General features: G+C 62.8%; 21 protein-coding genes. 7 read left to right on the top strand and 14 right to left on the bottom strand.

Annotated elements, in window-relative coordinates:
• From nuoI to ACFOZ5_RS01075, 9 genes are all read right to left on the bottom strand, one after another.
• A complete protein-coding gene (gene nuoI, locus ACFOZ5_RS01115; RefSeq protein ID WP_379884856.1) occupies nucleotides 1–570 on the bottom strand; it encodes an NADH-quinone oxidoreductase subunit NuoI in 570 nt (189 codons plus the stop codon).
• A 9-nt stretch (nucleotides 571–579) separates the two neighbouring features.
• The gene (gene nuoH / locus ACFOZ5_RS01110; protein ID WP_379884855.1) at nucleotides 580–1,557 is read right to left on the bottom strand and encodes an NADH-quinone oxidoreductase subunit NuoH; all 978 of its coding nucleotides are present in this window, start codon (nucleotides 1,555–1,557) and stop codon (nucleotides 580–582) included.
• Nucleotides 1,554–4,274, bottom strand: a complete 2,721-nt coding sequence (nuoG, locus tag ACFOZ5_RS01105; protein WP_379884854.1) for an NADH-quinone oxidoreductase subunit NuoG — start codon at nucleotides 4,272–4,274, stop codon at nucleotides 1,554–1,556. The genes nuoH and nuoG overlap by 4 nt, the downstream gene beginning before the upstream one ends.
• 74 nt (nucleotides 4,275–4,348) lie before the next feature.
• Nucleotides 4,349–5,731 carry an NADH-quinone oxidoreductase subunit NuoF gene (nuoF, locus tag ACFOZ5_RS01100; RefSeq protein ID WP_379884853.1) on the bottom strand — a complete coding sequence of 461 codons (1,383 nt, stop codon included), beginning with the start codon at nucleotides 5,729–5,731 and terminating at the stop codon, nucleotides 4,349–4,351.
• Complete coding sequence (gene nuoE, locus ACFOZ5_RS01095) at nucleotides 5,728–6,240, bottom strand: NADH-quinone oxidoreductase subunit NuoE (RefSeq protein ID WP_379884852.1); 513 nt, start codon at nucleotides 6,238–6,240, stop codon at nucleotides 5,728–5,730. Before nuoE ends, nuoF begins: the two co-directional genes overlap by 4 nt.
• A gap of 2 nt (nucleotides 6,241–6,242) precedes the next feature.
• Nucleotides 6,243–8,009: an NADH-quinone oxidoreductase subunit C/D gene (nuoC, locus tag ACFOZ5_RS01090; RefSeq protein WP_379884851.1), complete on the bottom strand. Its 1,767-nt coding sequence runs from the start codon at nucleotides 8,007–8,009 to the stop codon at nucleotides 6,243–6,245.
• 39 nt (nucleotides 8,010–8,048) lie between these two features.
• Nucleotides 8,049–8,726 (bottom strand): NuoB/complex I 20 kDa subunit family protein, encoded by a 678-nt coding sequence (locus ACFOZ5_RS01085; RefSeq protein WP_379884850.1) that lies wholly within the window; start codon nucleotides 8,724–8,726, stop codon nucleotides 8,049–8,051.
• A gap of 70 nt (nucleotides 8,727–8,796) precedes the next feature.
• Nucleotides 8,797–9,207, bottom strand: coding sequence for an NADH-quinone oxidoreductase subunit A (gene ndhC, locus ACFOZ5_RS01080; protein WP_379884849.1), 411 nt, complete (start codon nucleotides 9,205–9,207; stop codon nucleotides 8,797–8,799).
• Nucleotides 9,208–9,358: 151 nt separating this feature from the next.
• The gene (locus tag ACFOZ5_RS01075; RefSeq protein WP_379885416.1) at nucleotides 9,359–11,098 is read right to left on the bottom strand and encodes an ABC transporter transmembrane domain-containing protein; all 1,740 of its coding nucleotides are present in this window, start codon (nucleotides 11,096–11,098) and stop codon (nucleotides 9,359–9,361) included.
• A gap of 202 nt (nucleotides 11,099–11,300) precedes the next feature.
• On the opposite strand from ACFOZ5_RS01075, the gene ACFOZ5_RS01070 reads away from it, so the two are divergent.
• Nucleotides 11,301–13,118, top strand: a complete 1,818-nt coding sequence (locus ACFOZ5_RS01070; protein WP_379884848.1) for an ABCB family ABC transporter ATP-binding protein/permease — start codon at nucleotides 11,301–11,303, stop codon at nucleotides 13,116–13,118.
• 7 nt (nucleotides 13,119–13,125) lie between these two features.
• On the opposite strand, the gene ACFOZ5_RS01065 is transcribed toward ACFOZ5_RS01070, so the two are convergent.
• The gene (locus ACFOZ5_RS01065; protein WP_379884847.1) at nucleotides 13,126–14,556 is read right to left on the bottom strand and encodes an NAD-dependent succinate-semialdehyde dehydrogenase; all 1,431 of its coding nucleotides are present in this window, start codon (nucleotides 14,554–14,556) and stop codon (nucleotides 13,126–13,128) included.
• Between the two features lie 102 nt (nucleotides 14,557–14,658).
• On the bottom strand, nucleotides 14,659–15,945 hold the full coding sequence (locus tag ACFOZ5_RS01060; protein WP_379884846.1) for a sensor domain-containing diguanylate cyclase: 1,287 nt from the start codon (nucleotides 15,943–15,945) through the stop codon (nucleotides 14,659–14,661).
• A 653-nt stretch (nucleotides 15,946–16,598) separates the two neighbouring features.
• Here ACFOZ5_RS01060 and ACFOZ5_RS01055 point away from each other — a divergent pair.
• Nucleotides 16,599–17,495, top strand: coding sequence for an alpha/beta hydrolase (locus tag ACFOZ5_RS01055; protein ID WP_379884845.1), 897 nt, complete (start codon nucleotides 16,599–16,601; stop codon nucleotides 17,493–17,495).
• Between the two features lie 120 nt (nucleotides 17,496–17,615).
• Nucleotides 17,616–19,586, top strand: a complete 1,971-nt coding sequence (locus ACFOZ5_RS01050) for a carboxylesterase/lipase family protein (RefSeq protein WP_379884844.1) — start codon at nucleotides 17,616–17,618, stop codon at nucleotides 19,584–19,586.
• 147 nt (nucleotides 19,587–19,733) lie between these two features.
• Here ACFOZ5_RS01050 and vapC read toward each other — a convergent pair whose 3' ends face one another.
• Together vapC and ACFOZ5_RS01040 are read right to left on the bottom strand one after the other, a co-directional pair.
• Nucleotides 19,734–20,132 carry a type II toxin-antitoxin system VapC family toxin gene (vapC, locus tag ACFOZ5_RS01045; protein WP_379884843.1) on the bottom strand — a complete coding sequence of 133 codons (399 nt, stop codon included), beginning with the start codon at nucleotides 20,130–20,132 and terminating at the stop codon, nucleotides 19,734–19,736.
• The gene (locus tag ACFOZ5_RS01040; RefSeq protein WP_379884842.1) at nucleotides 20,129–20,323 is read right to left on the bottom strand and encodes a type II toxin-antitoxin system VapB family antitoxin; all 195 of its coding nucleotides are present in this window, start codon (nucleotides 20,321–20,323) and stop codon (nucleotides 20,129–20,131) included. Before ACFOZ5_RS01040 ends, vapC begins: the two co-directional genes overlap by 4 nt.
• A gap of 476 nt (nucleotides 20,324–20,799) precedes the next feature.
• Here ACFOZ5_RS01040 and ACFOZ5_RS01035 point away from each other — a divergent pair, with 476 nt between their 5' ends.
• The 4 genes from ACFOZ5_RS01035 (at nucleotide 20,800) to ACFOZ5_RS01020 (ending at nucleotide 23,011) form a co-directional block, all read left to right on the top strand.
• Nucleotides 20,800–21,336 carry a DinB family protein gene (locus ACFOZ5_RS01035; protein WP_379884841.1) on the top strand — a complete coding sequence of 179 codons (537 nt, stop codon included), beginning with the start codon at nucleotides 20,800–20,802 and terminating at the stop codon, nucleotides 21,334–21,336.
• Between the two features lie 30 nt (nucleotides 21,337–21,366).
• A complete protein-coding gene (locus ACFOZ5_RS01030) occupies nucleotides 21,367–21,825 on the top strand; it encodes a GNAT family N-acetyltransferase (RefSeq protein ID WP_379884839.1) in 459 nt (152 codons plus the stop codon).
• Between the two features lie 30 nt (nucleotides 21,826–21,855).
• Entirely contained in the window at nucleotides 21,856–22,347 is a 492-nt protein-coding gene (locus tag ACFOZ5_RS01025) for a pyridoxamine 5'-phosphate oxidase family protein (protein WP_379884838.1), read from the top strand.
• A 64-nt stretch (nucleotides 22,348–22,411) separates the two neighbouring features.
• Nucleotides 22,412–23,011: a GNAT family N-acetyltransferase gene (locus ACFOZ5_RS01020; protein ID WP_379884837.1), complete on the top strand. Its 600-nt coding sequence runs from the start codon at nucleotides 22,412–22,414 to the stop codon at nucleotides 23,009–23,011.
• Nucleotides 23,012–23,049: 38 nt separating this feature from the next.
• Here ACFOZ5_RS01020 and ACFOZ5_RS01015 read toward each other — a convergent pair whose 3' ends face one another.
• Entirely contained in the window at nucleotides 23,050–24,045 is a 996-nt protein-coding gene (locus ACFOZ5_RS01015; protein WP_379884836.1) for a hypothetical protein, read from the bottom strand.
• Between the last annotated feature and the right edge of the window lie 174 nt (nucleotides 24,046–24,219).

The raw sequence follows: 24,219 nt of genomic DNA, 5'->3' as shown, positions 1-24,219 counted from the left end.
CTATGGCAGCAGTGTACGCACATCTTCCGGTGCCTCCTCGTTGCTGGCCTCGCCCTTGTCCTTGCCGCCAATGGCCATGCCCGCCACCTTGTAGAAGTGGTAGTCGTGGTCCTTGCCGGGCCCGTTGATCAGCAGGTCTTCCTTCTCGTACACCAGTTGCTGGCGGTCGTACTCGCCCATCTCGAAATCCGGGGTCAGCTGGATGGCGGAGGTGGGGCAGGCTTCCTCGCACATGCCGCAGAAGATGCAGCGGGAGAAATTGATGCGGAAGAACTCCGGGTACCAGCGGCCGTCGTCCTGCTCCCCTTTCTGCAGTGAGATGCAGTCCACGGGACAGGCGACCGCGCACAGGTTACAGGCCACGCAGCGTTCCTCGCCGTCCGGGTCGCGGGTCAGTACGATGCGGCCCCGGTAGCGGGGTGGCAGGTAGACCTCCTCCTCCGGGTAGTTCACGGTTTCCCGCTTGCGGAAGCTGTGCATGAACACCATGCCCAGGGTGCGCAGCTGGGACCAGGTGGCGGGCACCAGCCAGAGCACGGTTCTGATAACAGGGACCTTGGTTTTTTCCATAAGTCCTCCCTAGGTTTCCAACAGGAGCATCACCGCTCCCGTGGCCAGTAAGTTGATCAGGGTCAGCGGCAGGCACACCTTCCAGCCGAAGCTCATCACCCGGTCATACCGGGGCCGGGGCAGCGAGGCCCGCAGCAGGATGAACAGCATCAGGAAGAAGCCTGTCTTGAGGGCGAACCACAGGATGGGTGGTAGCCAGGGGCCGTGCCAGCCGCCGAAGAAAAGCGTCACGATCAGCGCTGATACCAGCACCATGCCGACATATTCGCCGATGAAGAACATGCCGAACTTCATGCCGGAGTATTCCACGTGGTAGCCGTCAGCCAGTTCCTGTTCCGCCTCCGGCTGGTCGAAGGGGTGGCGGTGGGTAACGGCGATACCCGCGAGCAGGAAGGTGGCAAAGCCGAAGAACTGGGGAATGATGAACCAGAAGCCTTCCTGGGCGTTGACGATGTCGCGCATGTTGAAGGAGCCGGCCAGGGCCACTACACCCATCAGCGACAGGCCCATGAACACCTCGTAGGACAGGGTCTGGGCCGAGGCACGCATGGCCCCCAGTAACGCGTACTTATTGCCGCTGGCCCAGCCGCCGAGCAGCACGGCGTAGACATTGATGCCCGCCATGGCGAGGAAGAACAGCAGCCCGATGTGCATGTCGGCCACCCCCCAGCCCGGGGTGATGGGGATGATTACGAACGACAGTAGCAGCGACGCAAAGGCGATGATCGGCGCCAGCACGAACAGGGGCCGGTCGGCGAAGGGGGGTATCCAGTCTTCCTTGAAGAAGATCTTCAGCATGTCAGCGACCAGCTGCAGCGTGCCGAAGGGCCCGACCCGGTTGGGACCATGGCGGTCCTGCCACAGGCCCAGCAGCCGCCGCTCCACCACGGTCAGGGCGGCGCCCAGCAGCACCGCGCCGAGGAGGATCACCAGGGCCTGGAACATGGCCCAGAGGATGGCGGCCAGTTCGGGGGTCCACCAGCTCATGGCTCACCTCCCGTGGGCTTCGTCAGGGTAATGGTCTCGCCCTGGGCCAGTCCGGGACTCAGGCCGGCGGGCAACCCGGCCCAGCCCATGGGCCAGTCGTCCCGCTCCTGCACGGTCATGGCCGGGCCCGAGTCGCCCAGCACCACGGTGTCACCGTGGCGAACGCCCAGGGCCTCGGCATTGACGTGGCACAGGATCACTACCGGCGACGCCATGCGCTGCTGGATGGGTTCGGCCCGGGCGGAGGTTTCGTCGCCGCCGAACAGGGCGGGCAGCACCAGGGCCTTGAGGGTATCGTCGCTGGTGGCTGCGGTAGGAATGCCGGAGGTGTAGTCCCGGTGGCCGGGATGGCGATGGATCAATCGTGCCCCCGGGTCGCCGCCGCTCAGGTGGCCGCCAACCTCGTCGGTGAACTTGTTCCAGGCCTGGGGCGAGTTCCAGCCCGGGGCCCAGGCGAAGGCGACCTGCTGCCGGGGGCGGTCGGCGCCGCTGTAGCCTTCCATGGAAAAGGCGAAGGGCGTGTCCGGGTCCTGCTGGGGCCGAACTTCGCTGACGGCGAGGTCGGCCCGCATGGCGGTGCGGCCACTGTAACGGTGGGGCTCCCGGGCCAGGCGCTGGCCCTCGACACGGTAGCCGGACCCGGGCGCCGCCTCCACCATGCCGGCCAGGGCCGGATGGGCCTCGGCGCAGGCCCGGGTGACGTCATCCAGGTCGATATCGGTGGTGCCCTCGCCCCGCAGGCCGGCCGCCAGGGCGTGCAGCCAGCGCCAGCTTTCATGGATGCGGGTCTCCGGGCGCAGGTAGCGGGGGTCGTAAACCTGGAAGAAGCGCTGGGCCCGGCCCTCGAGGTTCACCAGGGTGCCGTCCCCTTCGGCGAAGCTGGCAGCCGGTAGTGAGAAGTCGGCCTGGGCCAGGGTGGCCGTGCGCTGGTGGTCCAGCACCACGCGGATGTCCGCCCGGCTCAGGGCCTGGTCCACCCGTCCGGCCGGTAGCCGCTTGTAGAGGTCGTTTTCCAGCACCACCACGGCATCGGCCCGGCCTTCGGTCAGTTCGTCCATGGCCCAGTCCAGGGTCTGGCCGCCCATCAGGGACAGCCCGGTGCTGTTGGCTTCCCGGCGGATCAGTACCAGCCCGCCCCGTTTGGCACGCCGGGCCAGGGCCTGGGTAATGTTGCCGGCGGCCTGCAGTACGGCGTCCGAGACCAGGCTGCCGCCGCTGACCACCAGTGGGCGTTCCGCCGCCATCAGGTCGTCGGCGATGCGTTGGGCGGTCTCCCGGGTCGCGGGGTCGAGGTTATCCACCGCTGGTGACGCGGGGTCGATGCAACGCGCCACCGCAAAGCCCAGCCGGGCGATGGCCTCCGGTGCCAGGGCGTGGCGTGTTGCCACCTCGTCCAGCTCGGTGGGGGCCGGCCAGGCGATATGAATTGGGTGGTAGAGGTCCTGGCCCAGGGTCTTGAGGGCTTCGGCATTCCAGGCCGGCACGCCGATTTTCTCGCCCATGGCTTCCCGGCGGGACAGTGCTGCCTGGCGCAGGTTGAGGCCCAGGCGGCCGGCGCTCTGTACCGGGTCTTCCCCCAGCACCAGGATGGCGTCGTGCTCCTCGATCTGCCGGGGCGTCGGGGTGGGCAGGCCGGCGGTGCGCTGGAGTTCGTCCATCAGGGCCAGGCAGGCCTGTTCCCGGGCTTCGATACCGGTGGAGAAGTTATCGGCGCCCACCAGTTCCCGCAGCTGGTGGTTGCTTTCCAGGCTGGCCCGGGGTGAGCCGATACCGATCACCCGCCGGGTGTGGCGCAGGGTATCGGTAATACGGGCCAGGGCCGCATCCACTTCCAGGGTGGTCGGTTCCTGGTCCGGCTGTTGCCGCCACTCCGGCACCCGGGGGCGATCGGCGCGGTTGACGTAGCCGTAGCCGAAACGGCCCCGGTCGCAGAGGAAGTAACCGTTCACTTCGCCGTGGTAGCGGTTCTCGATGCGGCGGATGGTGCCGTAACGTTCGCCGGGGCTGATGTTGCAGCCCAGGGAGCACTGGTGGCAGATGCTGGGGGCGAACTGCAGGTCCCACTTGCGGGTGTAGTGTTCGGAATGGCTCTGGTCGGTGAACACGCCGGTGGGGCACACCTCGGTGAGGTTGCCGGCGAAGGGGCTTTCCAGGGTGCCTTCCTCGTACCGGCCGAAATAGACGTTGTCCTTGGCGCCAAAGGCCCCCAGGTCGGTGCCGCCGGCGTAGTCATTGTAGAAGCGCACGCAGCGGTAACAGGTGATGCAGCGGTTCATCTCATGGGCGATGAACGGGCCCAGGTACTGGTTGCGGCGGGTGCGTTTGCGGAAGCGGTAGCGGCGCCGGTCATGGCCGGTCATCACGGTCATGTCCTGCAGGTGGCAGTGGCCGCCCTCCTCGCACACCGGGCAGTCGTGGGGGTGGTTGATCATCAGCCATTCCACCACGCTGGCGCGGAAGGCCCTGGCTTCCTCATCCTCGATGGAAATACGGGTCTGGTCTTTCGCCGGGGCCATGCAGGACATCACCAGCATGCCCTTGTCGTCGTCGGCGTCCTTGTACTGGCGCACCGCACACTGGCGGCAGGCGCCGACGCTGCCCATGGCCGGGTGCCAGCAGAAATAGGGGATGTCCAGGCCCAGGGACAGGCAGGCCTGGAGCAGGTTCTGGGCCCCATTCACCTCGTACTCTTGTCCGTCCACATGAATGATGGCCATGGTTCAGTCCCGTTGGTGCGTTTTGATGCCGAGAGTCGTGCTGCTCATACCTGCGCCCTTAAACCTGTGCCCTCTCATACCTGGCCTACCGGAATCGGATCCTCGTGGGCCTTGCCCCGGGGTTTGCTGACCCCCTGCTCGAACTCGTGCCGGAAATGCCTGAGGGCGGTTTCCAGGGGCATGGCTGCGCCGGGGGCATGGGCACAGAAAGTCAGCCCCGGGCCGCAGTCCGCCGCCAGCTTGTCCAGCAGTTCAATATCGCCTTCCTCACCCTGCCCGTGCTCCAGGGCCTGCAGCAGTTTGACGGTCCAGGGCAGGCCGTCGCGGCAGGGGGTGCACCAGCCGCAGGACTCCCGGGCGAAGAACTCCTCCAGGTTGCGCATCAGCGCCACCATGCTCATTTCCCGGGGTACCACTGTGAGCAGGCCGGTGCCCAGGCGGCTGCCTTCCTTGCCCACGGTGTCGAAGTCCAGGGGCAGGTCCAGGTGCTCCGGCAGCAGGAAGCCGGTGCTGGCGCCGCCGGGCAGCCAGGCCTTGAGCTGGCGGTTGTCCCGCATGCCCCCGGCCCGGTCGAGGATCTCGGCGCCGGTGGTGCCCATGGGCAGTTCCCACAGCCCGGGTTTGACCACCGGGCCGGACACGCCGTAGAGCTTGGTGCCGCCATCGTCGGTGCGATCGCCGGACAGGCCCTGGTACCAGTCGTCGCCGTTGAGGATCACCCCCGGCACGTTGCACAGGGTTTCCACGTTGTTGACCACCGAGGGCTTGCCCCAGGCCCCGGACTGGCCCGGGAACGGCGGCTTGGCCCGGGGGTTGGCGCGCTTGCCCTCCAGGGAGTTGATCAGGGCCGTTTCTTCGCCGCAGATGTAGCGCCCGGCGCCGGTGTGCACGGCAATGTCGAAGTCGAAGCCGCTGCCGTTGATGTCCTGGCCCAGCCAGCCGGCGTCCCGGGCCTCGTCGATGGCCCGGTTGAGCACCCGCGCCGATTCCACGTACTCGCCCCGCAGGAAGATGTAGCCATAGAAGGAATTGTTGGCGTAGGCGCCGAGAATCATGCCTTCGATCAGCAGGTGCGGCTGCTGCTCCATGAGCAGGCGGTCCTTGAAGGTGCCCGGCTCCATCTCGTCGGCGTTGCAGATCAGGTAGCCCCGGGGCATATCGCCCCCCTGCAGGGTCAGGCTCCACTTGAGGCCGGCGGAGAAGCCGGCGCCGCCGCGGCCGCGTACGTTGGCTTCCTTCATGGCGGCGATGACGGCCTGGGGATCGCCTTCACTCAATGCCTTGCGCACCGACTGGTAGCCGTCCTTGCGCAGGTACTCGTCGAGCCAGACGGTCTCGCCGTCGTCCCGCAGTCGCCAGGTCAGCGGGTGGGTATCGGCGCGGCGCTCGGTCTCCGGTTGCAGGATCCGGCTGCGATATTGGTGCGACTGGCGTTGGCTGGGAATGGACTGGCTCATGGGTAGCCCTCCAGCAGGCCGGGCAGGTCCTCGGGGGCGACCGGCCCGTAGGTGTCGTTGTCGATCATCAGCGCCGGGGCTCCGTCACAGGCGCCCAGGCAACACACCGGCAACAGGGTGAAGCGGTTGTCGTCGGTGGTGTCGCCGTAATCAATGCCCAGTTGATCCACCAGGGCCTGCTTCAGTTCGTCGAAGCCGGTCAGGAAGCAGGAGCTGCTGTCGCATATCAGCACTACGTGGCGCCCCACCGGCTGGCGGAAGATCAGGCTGTAGAAGGTGGCCACGCCCTCCACGGCACCGGGGCCGATGCCCAGTACCCGGGCGATGGCGGGGATCGCTGCGTCAGGCACCCAGCCGTGGCGTTGCTGCACGATCTTGAGGGCGTCGATGCAGGCGGCCTGGGGCTGCTCGTAGTGTTCCAGCTGCCGCAGGATGGCGGTTTCGTCCGCCGGGTGCAGCTCGAAGCCGTCGCTGCCGATCAGTGTGTTGGTGGAGTCGGGCTCTGCCATGGTTAGCGGTCCACGTCTGCCATTACGAAATCGATGCTGCCCAGGTGGGCAATCAGGTCCGGTACGAAGCCACCGCGCATCACCGCCGGTATCTGCTGCAGGTGCGGAAAACTCGGCGTGCGGATACGGGTTCGGTAGCTCATGGTGTTGCCGTCACTGGTCAGGTAGTAACTGTTGATACCCTTGGTGGCCTCCACCATCTGCAGGGATTCCTGGGGCTTGAGTACCGGCCCCCAGGACACCTGCAGGAAGTGGGTAATCAGGGTTTCGATGTGTTGCAGCATGCGTTCCCGGGGCGGCGGCGTGGTTAGCGGGTGGTCTGCCTTGTAGTCGCCCGCCGGCATGTGGTTCACGCACTGCTGGATAATGCGCAGGCTCTGGCGCATTTCGTCGATGCGCAGCTGGCCCCGGTCGAAGACATCGCCGTTCTGGGCCACGGGTATCTCGAAGTCGAAATTCTCATAGCCGGAATAGGGCCGCTGCTTGCGCAGGTCGAAGTCGCAGCCGGTGGCCCGCAGGTTGGGGCCGGTAACGCCCCACTCCAGGGCTTCGGCGGTGTTGAAGGCGGCCACGTGGCGGGTGCGCTCCCGCACCAGGGTGTTCTCCATCATCGCCTTTTCATATTCCCTCAGCCGGGGTGGCATCCAGTCGAGGAAGCCCTGCACCAGCTTTTCCCAGCCCTGGGGCAGGTCCTGGGCGACGCCGCCGATGCGGTACCAGGCCGGGTGCATGCGGAAGCCGGTGATGCCCTCGATTACCTGGTAGCCGCGCTGGCGGTCGCTGAACGTGTAGAACACCGGCGACATGGCCCCCAGGTCCTGCAGGTAGGTGCCCAGGAACAGCAGATGGCTGGTGATGCGGAACATCTCCGCCATCATCACCCGTATGGTCTTCACCCGGTCCGGCACCTGGATATCGGCCAGCTTTTCCACGGCCAGCACGTAGGGCAGGTTGTTCATCACCCCGCCGGTGTAGTCGATGCGGTCGGTATAGGGGATAAAGCTGTGCCAGGACTGGCGTTCGGCCATCTTTTCGGCGCCCCGGTGGTGGTAGCCGATGTCGGGCACGCAGTCGACAATCTCCTCGCCGTCCAGCTGCAGCACTACGCGAAAGGCGCCGTGGGCGGAGGGGTGGTTGGGCCCCAGGTTAAGGAACATGAACTCGGCGCCGTCCCGCTCCCGCTGCATGCCCCAGGCTTCCGGATCGAAGCGCATGGCTTCCTGCTCCACATCCTGGCCTTCCACGGTCAGGGTGTAGGGGTCGAACTCGGTGGCCCGGGCGGGATAGTCCTTGCGCAGGGGGTGCCCCGTCCAGGTGGGCGGCATCAGGATGCGCTCCATGTGCGGGTGGCCGGTGACGGTGATGCCGAACATGTCCCAGATTTCCCGTTCGTACCAGTTGGCATTGGCAAACACCGACGCCACGCTGGGCACCGACAGGTCGCCCTCACTCAGGGCCACCTTGAGAATCAGGTCTTCGTTCCGCTCCACCGACAGCAGGTGGTAGAACACGGTGAAGTCCGCCTCCGGCAGTCCGTGCCGGTGGCTGCGCAGGCGCTCGTCCACCGCCGACAGGTCGTAGAGCATGCTGTAAGGCGCCGGCACCTGCTTGAGGTGGGCCAGGATGTCGGCCAGCCGCTCCCGGCGCACCCAGAACACAGGCAGGCCGGTAAGGGTGGGCTGAACATGCAGCACATCCTCCCGGAACTCGTCCAGCAGGTGGCCGTTACCGGCGCCGGCCTGCGGGTTGTCGATGGTGCCTGTGGTCATGGTTCTGAATGGCTCCTGTAGGTGTCGGGCGGCAATGGGTCAGAGTTTGTCCGGGGTCCTCAGTTCGGTGGTCTGGATGCGGCGGTCCCGCCATTTCTCTTTTTGCGACGGCATGTCCGCCTTGTAGACGCCCTGGTCGCCCACCACCCAGGACAGGGGACGGCGTTCCTGCTGGATACCGTCCTGCAACAACTGCAGCCCTTGCAGGAAGGCCTCGGGCCGGGGCGGGCAGCCGGGCACATACACATCCACCGGCAGGAACTTGTCCACACCCTGCACCACCGAGTAGATGTCGTACATGCCGCCGGAGTTGGCGCACGAGCCCATGGAGATCACCCACTTGGGCTCCAGCATCTGATCGTAGAGCTGCTGTATGACCGGCGCCATCTTGATAAAACAGGTGCCGGCAATAACCATGAAGTCTGCCTGCCGTGGGGAGGCGCGGATCACCTCCGAGCCAAAGCGGGCAATGTCATGGGGCGCGGTGAAGGCGGTGGTCATCTCCACGTAGCAGCAGGACAGGCCGAAGTTGTAGGGCCACAGGGAATTCTTACGGCCCCAGTTGACGGCGTCGTTGAGCACCTCGCTGAGCTTGCCGGTGAACACGTTGCGCTCGAGCTGGCGCTTGACGGGATCCTCCGATGGCTCCTGCTTGTCCACCGGGTAGCGGCGGTCGCCTTCGGGCTCTCCTCCGGCTCTGGTCAGGGTGTAGGACATGCTTCGCCTCCATGGGCATCCGTCCCGGTGGTCGTCGGGCCACCGGCCAGTGCAATGATGATGCGTCGGTTCAGGCTGACGGTCTGTTGCGCCGTGACGCCTCCGGGGCCCAGTCCAGGGCGCCGGTGCGGCTGTCGTAGAGCAGGCCGGCCAGCAGTATCAGGATAAACACGGCCGCGCCCCAGAAGCCTGGCCATCCCACCTCGGGGATCACGATGGCCCAGGCAAACAGGAACACGGCTTCGATATCGAAGATCACGAACAGCATCGCGACCAGATAGAACTTCACGGAAAAACGCAGACGGGCATCGCCGGTGCCGACGATGCCGGATTCGAACGGGAGGGATTTGCTGACACCATGGCTGCGGCCGCCCAGCAGGCTGGAGGCGCCCACCATGAAGGCACACAACCCCAGGGTGGCGACCACAAAGAAGCCAGTGGCCCAGTACCGGGCCAGCAGGTCGGTGACGGTATCAGTCATTCGCTCTCCCTGGCAGCGTGCAGGCTGCCGTTGAGAAAACCGGTGGTGCTTCAGGACGAAGCCTACTTAAAAACTAGCAAGCACCTGACGATTGAGCAAATGTTGACCGTGGAAAATCAATGACCTGAATCATGGTGTGCCGCCGCCGGGATTACCCGGACGGGCCACCAGCGCGGAACTGCAGCTCTGCCAGGCGGGCGTAGAGCGGGTTGCGGTCCAGCAGTTCGTCATGGCTACCATGGTCCAGCAGCCGGCCCTGGTCGAGTACCAGAATACGATCGGCATGGCGCACCGTGGCCAGGCGATGGGCGATGACCAGGGTGGTGCGTCCGGCCATCAGCCCCGGCATGGCCTGCTGCACCAGGTGCTCACTTTCCGCATCCAGGGCGCTGGTGGCCTCATCCAGCAGCAGGATGGGGGCATCCGCCAGCAGGGCCCGGGCAATGGCCAGGCGTTGCTTTTGGCCCCCGGACAGGCCCAGGCCGGTGTCGCCCAGTGGCGTGTCATAGCCCTGGGGCAGTGCCTGGATGAAGTCGTGGGCATGGGCGGTGCGGGCGGCGGCCCTGACCTGCTCCAGGCTGGCGTCTGGCCGGGCATAGCGGATGTTGTCGGCGATGGTGCCGTGGAACAGGGCCGGGGTCTGGGGCACCAGGGCGAAACAGCGGCGCAGTTCCGCCGGGCCGAGCTGGCGGCTGTCGATGCCGTCGACCAGGATCTGCCCCTGTTGCAGGTCGTAGAAGCGCAGCAACAGGTCGAACAGTGTGGACTTGCCGGCCCCGGACGGGCCCACCAGGGCGACGGTTTCCCCGGCGTGAATGTTGACGGACAGATCCTGGATGACGGCGACGTCGGTGCGGGTGGGATAGCGGAAGCTCACATTCCGGAACTCGATGTCCCCCCGGACTCGATCCGGCAGAGTCCGCTCGCCGGTTGCTTCCGGATCGATCTCTGTGGTCGTCTGCAGCAGTTCGAAGATGCGGGCGGCGGCACCGGCGGCCCGCTGCAATTCACCGATTACCTCGCTGAGGGCCCCGGCGGAGACGCCCACCAGCAGACTGTAGAACACGAACGCCGCCAGCTCGCCCGGGCTGATGCGCCCGGCAATCACATCCAGGCCACCGATCCAGATCACGATACCCACGGCCCCCATCACCAGGGTAATGGCGATGGTCATCAGCCAGGCCCGCTGGCGAATCCGGTCGCGGGCGATGGCGAAGGCGTTTTCCGCCACTGCCGCAAAACGCTCCCGGTCGGTGGGCTGGTGGTTGAAGGCCTGCACGGTCTTGATCTGGGCCAGGTTTTCGCCCACGTAGCTGCCCACGTCCGCCACCCGGTCCTGGCTCAGCCGGGACAGCTTGCGCACCCGCCGGCCGTAGAACAGGATGGGCACGATCACCACCGGAAAGCCGAAGATGATCACGCTGGCCAGCTTGGGGTTGGTGACGAACAGCAGCACAACCCCGCCGAACAGCATCAGCACATTGCGCAGGGCAATGGACACGGTGGAGCCGATGACGGACTGCAGCACGGTGGTGTCGGCGGTAAACCGTGACTGGATCTCCAGGCTGCGGTTCTGCTCGTAGAAGCCCGGGTGCAGGTTGATGAGGTGGTTGAACACCTGCTTGCGGATGTCCGCCACCACCCGTTCACCGATCCACGACACCAGGTAGAAACGGGCGAACGACCCCACCGCCAGCCCCAGCACCAGCACGAAGAACAGGCCGATGGCCCGGGCCAGCATGTCCGGCGACTGGGTGGCCAGGCCCTGGTCCACCAGGATGCGCAGCCCCTGGCCAAGGGATAGGGTGATGCCGGCAGTGATTACCAGCGCGGTCATGGCGCCGGCCACGGCCTTGCGGTAGGGGAGGATGAAGTCCCGGGCCAGGATCAGGGCCCGGCGGTGTCTGGTGGCGATAGCGGTGGCTCCTGTGGGCTGATCGTGTCAGGCGGTCGTATCCGGTGTGCCGTCGGCTCATGTGTTCACCCTGACTGGCCCAGTAGATTAACCAATGACCCGGACGGGACACTAGCCATTCTACGGTTTAAGCTGCCGGATTGATCCACTCACCTTTTGTGAAACAGGGAGCCGCTCCTTGCGCGCCTACGCCGACAACGACTACCCCGCCAACCACAAGCCGGACTGGAAGATCATCGCCGGGCTCTGGCCCTACCTGGCCGAATACCGGGGGCGGGTGGTGCTTTCGGTGGTGATGCTGGTGGTGGCCAAGCTGGCCACGGTGGCCACGCCGGTGGCATTGAAATACATCGTGGACTATCTCGATACCACCAGTGCCGAGCGGATTGTGCTGTGGATTCCGGTGATGCTGGTGGTGGCCTATGGCCTGCTGCGTTTTGGCAGCACCCTGTTCAGCGAGATGCGGGACGCCGTTTTCGCCCGGGTGGCGGAGCGGGCCATGCGGCGGGTGTCCCTGCGGGTGTTCCGCCACCTCCATCAACTGGCCCTGGGGTTCCATCTGGACCGCAAGACCGGCGGCCTGGCCCGGGATATCGAGCGGGGCACCAACGGCATCAGTTTCCTGTTGCGTTTTACTCTGTTCAACATCGTACCCACCATCCTCGAAATCCTGATGGTCTCCGCCATCCTGCTGTGGGCCTTCAGTCCCGGTTATGTTGTGGCGATACTGGTGGCGGTGGTGGTGTATGTGGTGTTTTCCATCCGCGTGACGGAATGGCGCACCCGGTTCGTGCGGGAGGCCAACGCCCGGGACAACCAGTCCAACTCCCGGGCCGTGGACAGCCTGCTCAATTACGAGACGGTGAAGTACTTCAACAACGAGGAATTCGAGGCCCGGCGCTACGATGAGGACCTGGAGGACTGGGAACAGGCCAGACTCAAGAACCGCCTGTCGCTGGCGGCCCTGAACACCGGGCAGGCGTTGATCATCGGCGTCGCCCTGGTGGTGATCATGGCCATGGCGGTGGGCGAAGTGGCCAGTGGCGAGATCACCCTGGGCGACTTCACCATGATCAACGCCTACCTGATCCAGCTGTTCATCCCGCTGAATGCCCTGGGGTTTGTCTACCGGGAGATCCGCCAGGCACTGGTGAATGTGGAGCGTCTGTTTGGCCTGCTGGGCAAGGCCCCGGCCGTGGTGGATGCCCCCGATGCCGGCGAGCTCAGCACCGCAGGCGGTGAGGTCCGGTTCGAAGGGGTGCGCTTTGCCTACCAGCCGGATCGCACCATCCTGCACGATATCAGTTTCGAGATTCCGGCCGGTCACAAGGTGGCGGTGGTGGGCGCCAGCGGTGCCGGCAAGTCGACCCTGGCGCGGCTGCTGTTCCGGTTTTTCGATGTGGATGCTGGCGGTATCACCATCGACGGCCAGGACATCCGCACCGTGACCCAGGACAGCCTGAGGTCTGCCATCGGTGTGGTGCCCCAGGATACGGTGCTGTTCAACGACACCCTTTACCAGAACCTGGCCTACGGCCGCCCCGGTGCGTCCGAGGAGGAGGTAAGGCGCGCGGCCCGGCTGGCCCACCTGGATCACTTCATCGAGTCACTGCCGGAGGGTTACCAGACCCGCGTGGGCGAGCGTGGCCTGAAGCTGTCCGGCGGCGAGAAGCAGCGGGTGGCCATTGCCCGGGTATTCCTCAAGAACCCGCCGATCCTGATCCTGGACGAGGCTACCTCGTCGCTGGACTCGGTATCGGAGCAGGTCATCCTGGAGGCCCTGAGGGAAGTGAGTGAGCAGCGTACCACCCTGGTCATCGCCCACCGCCTGTCCACGGTAAGGGATGCGGACAGCATCCTGGTGATGGCCGACGGCCGCATGGTGGAGCGGGGCTCGCACCGGGAGTTGCTGGCGGCCAACGGGCGCTACGCAGAGCTGTGGGCGCGGCAGCAGGAGGATGGAGACAGCGAGCCGGCCCAGACACAGGAGGACTGAGCGCCGCTTAGCCTCCGGCGACGGCAATGCCCCCCAGCTTGGTCTCCAGGTATTCCTCAATGCCTTCCTGGGCGCCTTCCCGGCCCAGACCGCTTTCCTTCATGCCGCCAAACGGGGCGGCGGCACTGGTCGGGTTGATGTCGTTGATGCCGATGATGCCGAAGTCCAGTCCCTCGAACACCCGCATGGCCCGGGACAGGTTCTCCGAATAGATGTAGGCCGCCAGCCCATAGCGGGTGTCGTTCGCCATGGCGAGGGCTTCTTCCTCGGTATCGAAAGGAACTACGGCGGCCACCGGGCCGAAGGTTTCCTCCCGGTAGATGAGCATGTCCGGGGTGACGTCCGTCAGCAGGGTCGGGGCATAGAAATGGCCGCCCGCCAGGTCGGGTGTCTGCAACCGCTCACCGCCGTTGAGTAGCCGGGCGCCGCGGGCGACGGCGTCCTTCACCTGGTTTTCCACCTTGCGCACCGCCAGATCGTTGATCAGCGGCCCGATGCGCACTCCCTCGTCCATGCCGTTACCGGCTTTCATGGCGCCAATGCGCTTGCTCAGCTCCTCAAGGAAGGGCGCCATTACCTCGCGTTGAACCAGAATGCGATTGGGACTGATGCAGGCCTGACCGGTGTTGAGGAATTTCACCAGGGACAGGCCCTTGGCGGCATGCACCGGGTCCGCATCCGCGAACACCAGTGCCGGGGCATGACCGCCAAGCTCCATGGAGACCCGCTTCATGTTACGGGCGGCGCGCTCATTGAGCAGCTTGCCCACCGCCGTGGATCCGGTGAAGGTGAGTTTGCGAACGCGTGGATCCTCACAAAAAGCTGTGCCGACCGGGACCGGATCCTGTTTGGTGATCAGGTTGACCACGCCCCCGGGAAAGCCGGCCTGCTCAAAGATACGGAACATGGCCATGGCGCACAGGGGGGTGCTCTCTGCCGGTTTCAGAACCACCGTACATCCGGCGGCCAGGGCAGGCCCCACCTTGCGGGTAATCATCGACACGGGATAGTTCCAGGGGGTTATGGCCCCCACGACGCCAACAGGCTGTTTCTGCACCCAGAAGCGCTGGTCCGGCCGTGCCGATGGAATGCTTCGGCCGTAGACGCGCTTGCCTTCCTCCGCAAACCAGAGCAGAAAATCGGCACCGTACTGTACCTCGTTGAGGGCTGCTTTCAGGGGTTTGCCCTGCTCGCGGGTCATCAGCTCCGCCAGCGCCCGTTTCTGTTCCATCATCAGCTGCCAGGCGCGGTAAAGCAGGTTGGAACGTTCGTAGGCAGTGGTCCGGCGCCAGCTGGCAAAGGCATTGTGGGCAGCGCCGATGGCCTGGTCGATATGGACAGACGTGGCGTCCGGAACCTTTTCAATGAACTCGCCATTGGCCGGGTTGGTCACGTCGAAGGTCTGATCAGTCGAAAGCCAGCTGCCGTTGATGTACATCGTTGCGGACCCTTGTTGTGGTGTGAGGGATATAGGGAAAGGGTAGTAAACATCCTATGTATCAGGATAAAGATCAACCGTCGGAGGGGAGTCGGGCCTTGCTCAGTCCTGGTCGCTGATCACGATGCGGTTACGACCCTGGTGCTTGGCCTGGTAGAGGGAACGGTCGCACCGGGACAGCAGATCGCGGATGGAAGAGAGGCCTTCCTGCCAGGTCACCACGCCGCCGCTCATGGTGACTGTGAACGACTGGCCTTGACCGGTGTCGAAGCTTTCGTTTTCAGTGGCCTGCCGCAGGTCTTCCGCGACGCAGTGAGCGGCGGGCAGGTCGGTGCTGGGCAGCAGGACCAGGAATTCCTCACCGCCAGTGCGGGCCACCACGTCGGTGCGCCGGACCCGGCTCTGAAGCACCTGGGCGAACTGGCTCAGGGCCCGGTCGCCTACCAGGTGGCCCCAGGTGTCATTGATACTCTTGAAGTGGTCGATGTCGAGGGCGATCAGGGAGAACACATCGCCGTAGCGTTCGGCCCGGGCGATCTGTTCTTCAATGATACGGAGCATGTAGCGCCGGTTATGGAGGCCGGTCAGTTCGTCGGTGACCGACAGCCGTTCCAGTTCCAGCTCGAGCTGTTTGCGTTCGGTAATGTCCATCACCATGCCATGCCAGACAATGCGGCCCACTTCGTCTTCTTCCGGTTGCGCCACCCCTTCCATCCAGCGGATATTGCCGCCCACCCTGATCCGGTACTGGCAGCGCCACTCGCTCATGGTTTTTGCGGATTCCATGGTGGAATCCTGAACCCGGGAGCGATCTTCCGGGAGGATAATATCGAAAATCGCTGCGGGATCGTGCTGCGTCTCCTCCGCCGGAATACCATAGAAATCCATGCTTTTAGGGCTGACATAGGTGAAGCGGAAGCTGGCGTCGGGGTCCATGACAAAGGTGTAGATCACCCCGGGCAGGGATTCTGCCAGCCGTTGCAGGCGGTGCTGGGTTTCCCGCTCCTCGGAGATGTCCAGGTGGGTGCCACAGATCCAGTTGGCGGTCAGCTGGTCGTCTTCCAGGCGCTGGCCCCGGGTATGTATCCAGCGCCAGTGGCTGTCCCGGTGGCGCAGACGGATCACGCAATCAAAGTAGGGGGTCTCGCCCCGCAGGTAGGCGCCCATACGGGCCTTGGCTTCCTCGGCATCGTCCGGATGGCAGAGGGACTTCCAGAGTTCAAAGCTCATGGGTTCCAGTTCTGACCGCTCGTAGCCGAGCATGTTCGCCCACCGGTCGTTGCACACCACCTCGCCACTGTCGAGATTCCATTCCCAGGTACCGGCGCGGGTGGCGTCGATGATCGCCTTGAGCCGGGCTTCCGGGGAGAGTTTGGGGCCTTTGTGCATGGACTGGTCCGGGTTGATGCTTTTGTGATCACTTACGGTGCAGATAGTAACCGGCTCATAGGAAGGATAACAGTGAACGGCCCCGCCTTTCCGGGATCTGCCAGGCTGCTGTTCGCGAAACGGGCCTGGGAGTCTGGTAAGCGGGGTTATACACGGGTGACTGACCTCACAGATTCGTCAAATGAGTCCAGGTCCCGATTTATTGTATCGTTCAACTCTCAAGATTAAATATTACTTACATTTAATTTTGGTCGCGAATTGTACACTTCGGTTAGTTCCATCTGCCGCATAATTTCCTTCCATGGCAATCAGTTAGCATCCTTTCTTTATTCTGCCGTTGAAAGATATTCTGCCTTTGGATATCGCCAATTAGGCCCGCCCTCTCGCGGAAGACTTAAATCGGTTTCTACCGTTTGGCACTCCGTTGAGCGGTGATATGTACTCGCAATAAGCCACCAGGCGCCCGCCATAAGAGGATTTCGGATGAATTTCCGGTCATTTTGAACTTCTCGCGAGCGATCGCTATAACTCCTCTGGCCGTAGCAGCGGAATCATCATTCCGGTTCCGTCGCAACACTTAACACGACCATTGGAGGGTTAGAACAATGCAACGCAACGGCTTGAGATCACTTGCACTGACATTTGGCTTGACCATGACGGGGTCCGTCTTCGCGATCGGCGGAGGTGGTGGTATCGGCGGTGGTTCCGCCTGGTCCCCTGACGATGCCCCGGCGTCCTGTCCAACTGAAACACCGACCATGCTGCCCCAGGGCGCCACCGAGTATTACCGTGACCGTCCGGGTGTGCCTAACGGGGAAGTGGAAATCATCCGGTCCCGGGGGGAAAGGTTCCACGTCTACACCCCGCCGGGCTACAGCGAATCCGACCCGGAGGGTTATCCGGTGCTTTACCTGAGCCACGGCGCCGGCCAGGACGATGCCAACTGGACCAGCCGTGAAGAGGACTGGGGCGGCAGCGCCGACCTGATCCTGGACAATGCCTTTGCTGACGGCCGTATTGAGCCGATGGTCGTGGTGATGCCGGACACCAGCGGTTGTGCGTCTGGCAGCCCGGTTACGCCCGGCACCAGTGGGGGCTGTGTGGACCTGTTCAAGGACACCCTGATGCCCTACGTGGAGTCCAACTACAACGTTCGTACCGACCGCGACAACCGCGCTATCGCGGGTCTGTCCCAGGGTGGCTTTGTGGCGTTCAATGTGGGCCTCGGCAACCTGGACCTGTTCAGCCATGTGTTCATCTATGGGTCCGGCTGGTTTTCCACCTCACGCCGGGCGTTCGAGCGCGAATTCGAATCGGTTCTGGAGGATCCGGAAACCAACAGCCTGCTGAACGCGCCGATCGTTATGGGTGCCGGGTATGACGACATCGCCTATAGCAACACCGAGGCCACCATCGACATTCTCAATGACTACGGCGTAGCCAACCTGCAGGAGGAGTATGAGGGCGAACACGACATGGACAGTTTCCGCCGGATGCTGCACCTGACCCTGCCGATGATGTTCGTCAATACCGAGGGCTGTGGCAGCTAAGTCCCTATTCACTATCCGGGAGTCTCAGCGATAGCCATTGCGATGACTCCCATCCGGGGCTGTTCAGCCGTCGGCCCCGGCATCTTTCCACCTTATCCTGACAACAAACCGGAGAGATCTATGTCTGTCCCTCAGAAGACACGGCTTTGCAAACAGATTCGGCTGGCTACCCTTGCCTCCTGTGTGGTCACAGGTCTGGCGTTCGGTGGCTACAGCTCCATGGCCACAGCCCTGCCCGATCAGGCGTCAGACCGGGCCCAGGAGCGTTCTGCCTGGAACCACAGCGACCGCCTGGAAAAGGTCCGGGATGCCATCGAAAGGATCCGGCTGGCGCGCCTGCACCGAATTCGCAACCTCTCGGCGTGGAACCATTTTCCGGACACCGAAGCGTTCACCGACAAGGAAACCAACCTGGCCGCCCTGATCCAGACCCTGGATAAGGACGGCGACCTGAACAACGGTATCGATGTGTCCCGGGAGGCGGCCCGCATTGTGGGTGAGTATGAAGAGATGCTGACGTTGGACCAGTCGCCGGCAGAATTTGCCCGGAGCCCTGTGGTTATCGACCTGATGGCGGAACTGAATGCCGCCGGCGAGGCCGTCTTTGACGATACGGATCCCCGTCCCCGCCGGCTTATGAACGCCGACAGCGCGGTGGAACTGGTGGCCCGTGCCCAGAGTAACCGCAAGGTGGTGAGAATCGACGATGGTCTGTTGCGGGGCTTCACCACCCCGGACGAGAGGGCCTGGAGCTTCTACGGCATCCCCTACGCCAAGCCTCCCCTGGGGGAGCTTCGCTGGAAACCGCCAGTGGATAACGAGCGCTGGTGGGGCGTGCGTGAGGCCATCGCCTGGGCCGACCAGTCCGGCCAGGACCCGGCCAATGAGGCCTTCGGCGAAGGTGGCATGAGCGAGGATAGCCTCTACCTTAACGTGACCGTGCCCAAGGATGCCGGCGATGAGCCGCTGCCGGTGATGGTCTGGTTCCATGGTGGCGGTTTCGCCATCCTGACCGGCAACACCAAGGGCTTCAACAATACCTCGTTGCCGGCGGAAGGCACCATTGTGGTCACCGTCAACCACCGCCTCGGGCCGTTCGGCTATATGGCCCACCCGGCCCTGACCGGGGAGTCGGAGAACAATGCGTCCGGCAACTATGGTCAGCTTGACCTGATTGCCGCCCTGGAGTGGGTGCAGGAAAACATCGACCGGTTCGGCGGCGACCCCGACAACGTCACCATCTTTGGCGAGTCCGGTGGTGGCGGCAAGACCCTGTCGCTACTGCATTCGCCGCTGGCGGAAGGCCTGTTCCACAAAGCCATCGTGCAGAGCGGTATGGCCGCACCGAGCGACCAGACCATTCCGGTGGAAAACCCGCTGGAAGCCCAGGAGCAGCAGGGTATTAACCTGGCGGAAGCCCTGGGTGTGGCGGATGAACCGGATGTGCTTGCCGCTATGCGCGATATTCCCTGGCCCGAAATCGTGGCCGCCGCCGGTGAGGCCCGCTTTGCCGCCCGCCCGAATATCGACGGCTGGTACCAGACCATGGGTATCCGCGATGCCTTTGAAGCCGGTATCCACCACGACGTGCCGATCATGGCCGGCGCCAACACCGGCGACCTGCCACCGCTGATCGAGGGCCTGAAGTGGTACATGCCCTGGATGGCCGAGTACAACGAGTCGGATGTCTACACCTACGTGTTCGACCACGTACCGGCGGGCTGGCGCAACTTTGGCACGTCTGCGTACCACGGTGTGGAGCTGGTCTATATGTTCGACTACCCGGGCAGTTTCGTGGCCCATTACCTGCTCGGCCTGACCGGGCATCCGGAGCCGACACCCCAGAAGTTCGCCACCACCGACAGCCCCGGCATCGACCCGGAGGAGTACACCATGGTTAGCGGCCTGTCCCTGGACCTGTGGGCCTCGTTCGCGAAAGACGGCGACCCCGCCATCGACCGCCAACCCTGGCCGGCCTACACGGCAGAGAACGACACCTATCTGCGTATCAACCTGATGCCGGAGGTACAAACAGGCCTGGATGACGCGTTTCCCGAAATCACCGTCCCGACTCCGCCCGCAGCTCCGTAAGCGGGTGTTGTTGCCCCTGGCTGGTTGAGGGAATAATCGCCAGGGGCTCGTCAATAACCAACATGCGCCCTGCTAATAGAGCTCTTCCGGTGGCGGGGCGCCTCCCCATCCGGTTCGTCCTTTGCCACCCGCTCCGGCTTATCAGGGTTACGATGACAATGCAGACGATAAATCCAGATGCTCAACGAACGGAACAAAATCCCGGTCGAGGAACAACAACGGTAATCTTTGCTCTATACAGAACGTGGCTATGATCACGTCAGCCGTTTTTCTGATGGTGATCCCCTTTTTTTGCAATGCACGGTAGTTGTCAGCGCATTTCTCAGCCATCTCTTTGCCGAACATTTCATACTGCTCCAGCGTCAGAAGGCTTTGTCTGGTCTTCCGGAAATCTCTGTCGTTCCGGATTCCCTGAAGAATCTCAAGAAATATCAGATCGCCGATGGCTACAGTGCCTTCTATGATTGATGAATCCAGCAGGTCCGTGTGCGGGCTTTTGACGCCGTTGAAATAGTCAATCCAGACACTGGTGTCGACGACTATCATTGACTACTCCGCATTTCGTCCAGATCGCCCTCCCACTTCACATTTCCGCGCAATTTCCGAATTTCCTGTTGTTTGCTCAGCCGCACCAGCAATTTCAGGCCTTGCTCGACCGCCTCTTTTTTGGTTTCGTAGCCAGAAGCCTTCAGGGCATCAGCCATTAGTTGGTCGTCGATAACAATGTTTGTCCTCATGCATTCTCCAATGTGTATGGATTGGTGAATTTATACACAAACTAGCATGAGCCATATGGCTTGGCAATTGTCTGCTTTGTGGACCTGTTTCGGTCGCGCTACGAAGTAAGATCGGCTTGTGCTGATCGAACTGGCGGCCCCTGTTTCGGCAATGTGTCGACTTCGATAAAATTTCCCTGATAGTTACTTCGCTTGTAAAGACGTACTATTTCCCTTGCCACAGGCGAAAGGAACGCCGTTCAATAGACCTGCCCAGGAACCCAGCATGAGCCAGACATGGAACGCCGGCCAGTACGTCAACCGCGCTTCACTTACTTCAGACACTCCTGAATTATGACGCTCAACATCACCATCGCCGAAACACCAGCCCAGTTTGAAACAGCCGGGCGCCTGTTCCGGGCCTATGGGAGGCCATGGTTCTGGCGGTATTCGGGGATACTCTTTTGGGAGAAAAAGATCGGGATGGAAAAACGGCCATGAGCAAGACCGACCTGTTTCGACAAATGGCGACCTACAATCAGTGGATCAATGGCAGATTCTATGAGGCTTCGGGCCGACTTGATGCCGATGAGCTGGCCAGGGACCGGGGGGCCTTCTTTGGCTCCATTCTGGGTACCCTGAACCACATCGTGGTGGGCGACACCCTGTGGCTCAAGCGTTTCGCTACCCACCCTTCCGGCGCAGAGACATTGCGTGCCGTGGCGGCCCTGCCGGATCCGGCCAGCCTGGACCAGATCCTGTTTGAAGACTTCGGCGCACTCCATGAACATCGGCGTTGGCTGGATGACCAGATTATCGAGTGGGCCGATGGGCTGTCAGAGACCGATGTGGATCAGGTGCTGGCCTACCGGAACAGCAAGGGCAAGCCCTTCAACAAGCGACTCTCCCATCTGATTCTGCATTTCTTCAATCACCAGACCCACCACAGGGGCCAGGTCTCTACACTGCTGTCCCAGGCGGGGGAAGATGTTGGCGTAACCGATCTGGTGGCGCTGATACCGGACGAATCATAAAACTTACCAGGAGCCCGCGAGAGATCCGCCATGGACCAATACCGAGTCAATTTCCTGACCGCCGACGATAGAGCTGAGTGGCGGCCGCTGTTTGAGGGCTACGCCGACTTCTATAAAACCCCCATCACCGATGAGATCGCCGACCGGGTATGGCAATGGCTGTTGGACCCGGACCATGTGCTTGAAGGATTGATGGTGCGGGACCAGGACAACAAAGCGCTGGGGATTGTCCACGTGCGTGCCTGCCCCCGGTCCCTGGCGGGCGGATACATTGGTTTTGTCGATGACATGTTCGTGACGCCGGATGCGCGGGGCACAGGTGCTGCCGACGCCGTCGTCGCCCACCTGAAGGCGCTGGCTGGTCAACGCGGCTGGTCCGCCCTGCGCTGGATAACCCAGCACTTCAACGAGCGTGGTCGCGGTTTCTACGACCGCTATACCGGCGGCCCCAGTGATTTCATTGTCTACCAGTTGAAGTGTGACCAATAAAGACCACCGGACAACCTGAGGGAGCAGGAAATGGATTTGCAGAAGAACTGGCCTGGCATTCTGGAGGTTCTGGGTAACGCCAGACAATCCAATCGTTTTTTCTCCATTGCCACCGTGGATGCGGACGGCAACCCCCACGTAACACCCATCGGGCATGTCTTTTTTCGGGACGACATGACGGGCTATTACTTCGACGCCTACTCGAAGGCCATGCCGAAGAACTTCGAGCACAACCGGCGGATCTGCCTGATGGGGGTTAACAGCGGCACCGGCTTCTGGCTCAAGTCGCTGTTCCGGGGACAGTTCGACTCCGCGCCGGCGGTAAGGCTGTTTGGCGAGGTAGGGGAAGCGCGCGACGCTACCGCCGAGGAAGTCGAAAAGCTTCAGAAGAGAATCGGCATTACCAGCCGGCTGAAGGGCCATCAACTGATCTGGTCTGACCTGGACCGGGTGCGGGATATGCGGTTTGACGGTTTTTCGCCGGCGACCTACCCGGCGATGTGCGACGGGCTGTGGCAGTGAGAGTCCGTTGGAGCCGGCAGACTCGTTTCCGCGGGGTATTTTCTACACAACGAAAGGACATGAAATGACATTTACCATTCAGCAACCGGTTCTGGAAGGACAGCATGTCAGGTTGGAGCCTCTCTCTGAAGCGCATGTGGATGGCCTGTTCGACATCGGCCAGCAGCAGGACGACTGGGCGTACCTGCCGACCGGCGCCTTCACCAGCCGCGCCGATGCTGAACAATGGGTACAGCAGGGCCTCGCATTTGCCCGCAAGGAACTGCACTACCCCTACGTCCTGGTTGAACCTGCGACCGGCGACCTGATGGGCAGCACCCGCTATCTCAACGTTCGCCCACGGGATCATGGCCTGGAGATCGGCTACACCTGGCTGGGCCGCGACTACCAGCGCACAGCCGTTAATACCGAAGCCAAGTTCCTGCTGCTCAGGCACGCTTTCGAGACCCTGGGAGCCTTCCGGGTGGAATTGAAGACGGATGCCCGCAACCTCCGCTCACAGAAGGCCATCGAGCGATTGGGGGCCAAACGAGAAGGTGTGCTGCGCCGGCACATGGTGGTTCAGGATGGTTACGTGAGGGACTCCGTCATGTTCAGCATCACCGATCTGGACTGGCCGGAGGTCCGGGTGGGGTTGTTGGAAAAGCTGGCAAACCGGAACTGACACCCATAGGGAGCAGAACGCCTCCCCGCGTCGGGACACTACCGCCGAAAACCAAGATGCTGTTTATGGGGCGTGTTACCGCGCCAGATGAACCCTTCAAAGTAATAGTGCAGAAAAGACACGGTCAACACCGCGATACCGATTGCCGTGTGGTGCTGGTTTGTTGTCAGGGGATAGGCGATGGCAATGGACGCCAGGGGCAGGACCAGGTAGGCCGGTAGCGGCAACAGGTGGGTCAGCCGGTAGACAAGGTTCTTCGGGCCTGCCTTGTTGCGATTGCGGTCATGGGTGATGTAGACGCTGAACGCCGTCAGGTCGTGGATGATGCGCGGAATCATGACAACGAACACGGTGTAGCCGATCTCGTTGATCAGGAACGCCGACATCAGCATGGCCACATTGCCCCACAGGTACCATTTTCCGATGGCGTAGCGGGAATGCTTTGTCAGATTAATGGCCATGACTGTCATCAGGGCGACCAGGGCGCCGGCCGTATAGGAGACCACATCGAACAGCGGCAGCGAGCCGATTTCCACATGGCCAAAGCGGCCCTGCCCGTACACGGTCACGTAGATGGCGAAGCCCGCAAAAATGGCCAGCCACTTCCAGGCGCGGAAGGTACGGGTGGGTGGCACAGCCATCATCATCAACGTCAGGCCAAGCTGCTGCGCCAGCACGTGGTAAATGGTGTAGAACGCCAGGAAAACAAACAACAGGTTGTAGCTGATGGGCTGTGGGCCCAGAAAACCCGCGGTGGTAATGGCGGTGAAGACAAGCAGTGGAATACCCAGCCGACGGCGATAGTAGCCCAGGTACTCCCGGTCAGCCATGGTCAGGGTACTGGCTATGATGTGGGGAAGGCCGAAGACAACGGTCCAGAAAGCCCATCGGTTAGGATCGGATGGCAGATATTCCTGTAACAGCCGGCCATCAAGCCAGAACAGGTCCAGGGCCACGGCGGCAATGGAAATCGGAATAATGGCATAAAGGGCAAGCAGCCACCGGCAGTCGACGGTGTGAATCTCATCGTCCATGTGAGGGCCATCTTGTTGTTGTGGATCGGTTGTTGATGGTTATGCGAACAGTTGATGGTTATGTGACCAACTGTAACAACGACGGTAGTTCCAAAACGTGATTTGTATTCCACCGTGGGGAACAGAAACCGTCATCCTCGTGGCCGTCCCGTTGTGCGCAGGAGGCTTTGCCTG

The organism is Marinobacter lacisalsi, assembly GCF_042651045.1.
Taxonomy (GTDB): Bacteria; Pseudomonadota; Gammaproteobacteria; order Pseudomonadales; family Oleiphilaceae; genus Marinobacter; species Marinobacter lacisalsi.
The sequence above is the reverse complement of the archived record's forward strand: the minus strand, read 5'-3'. Positions and strand labels throughout refer to the sequence as shown.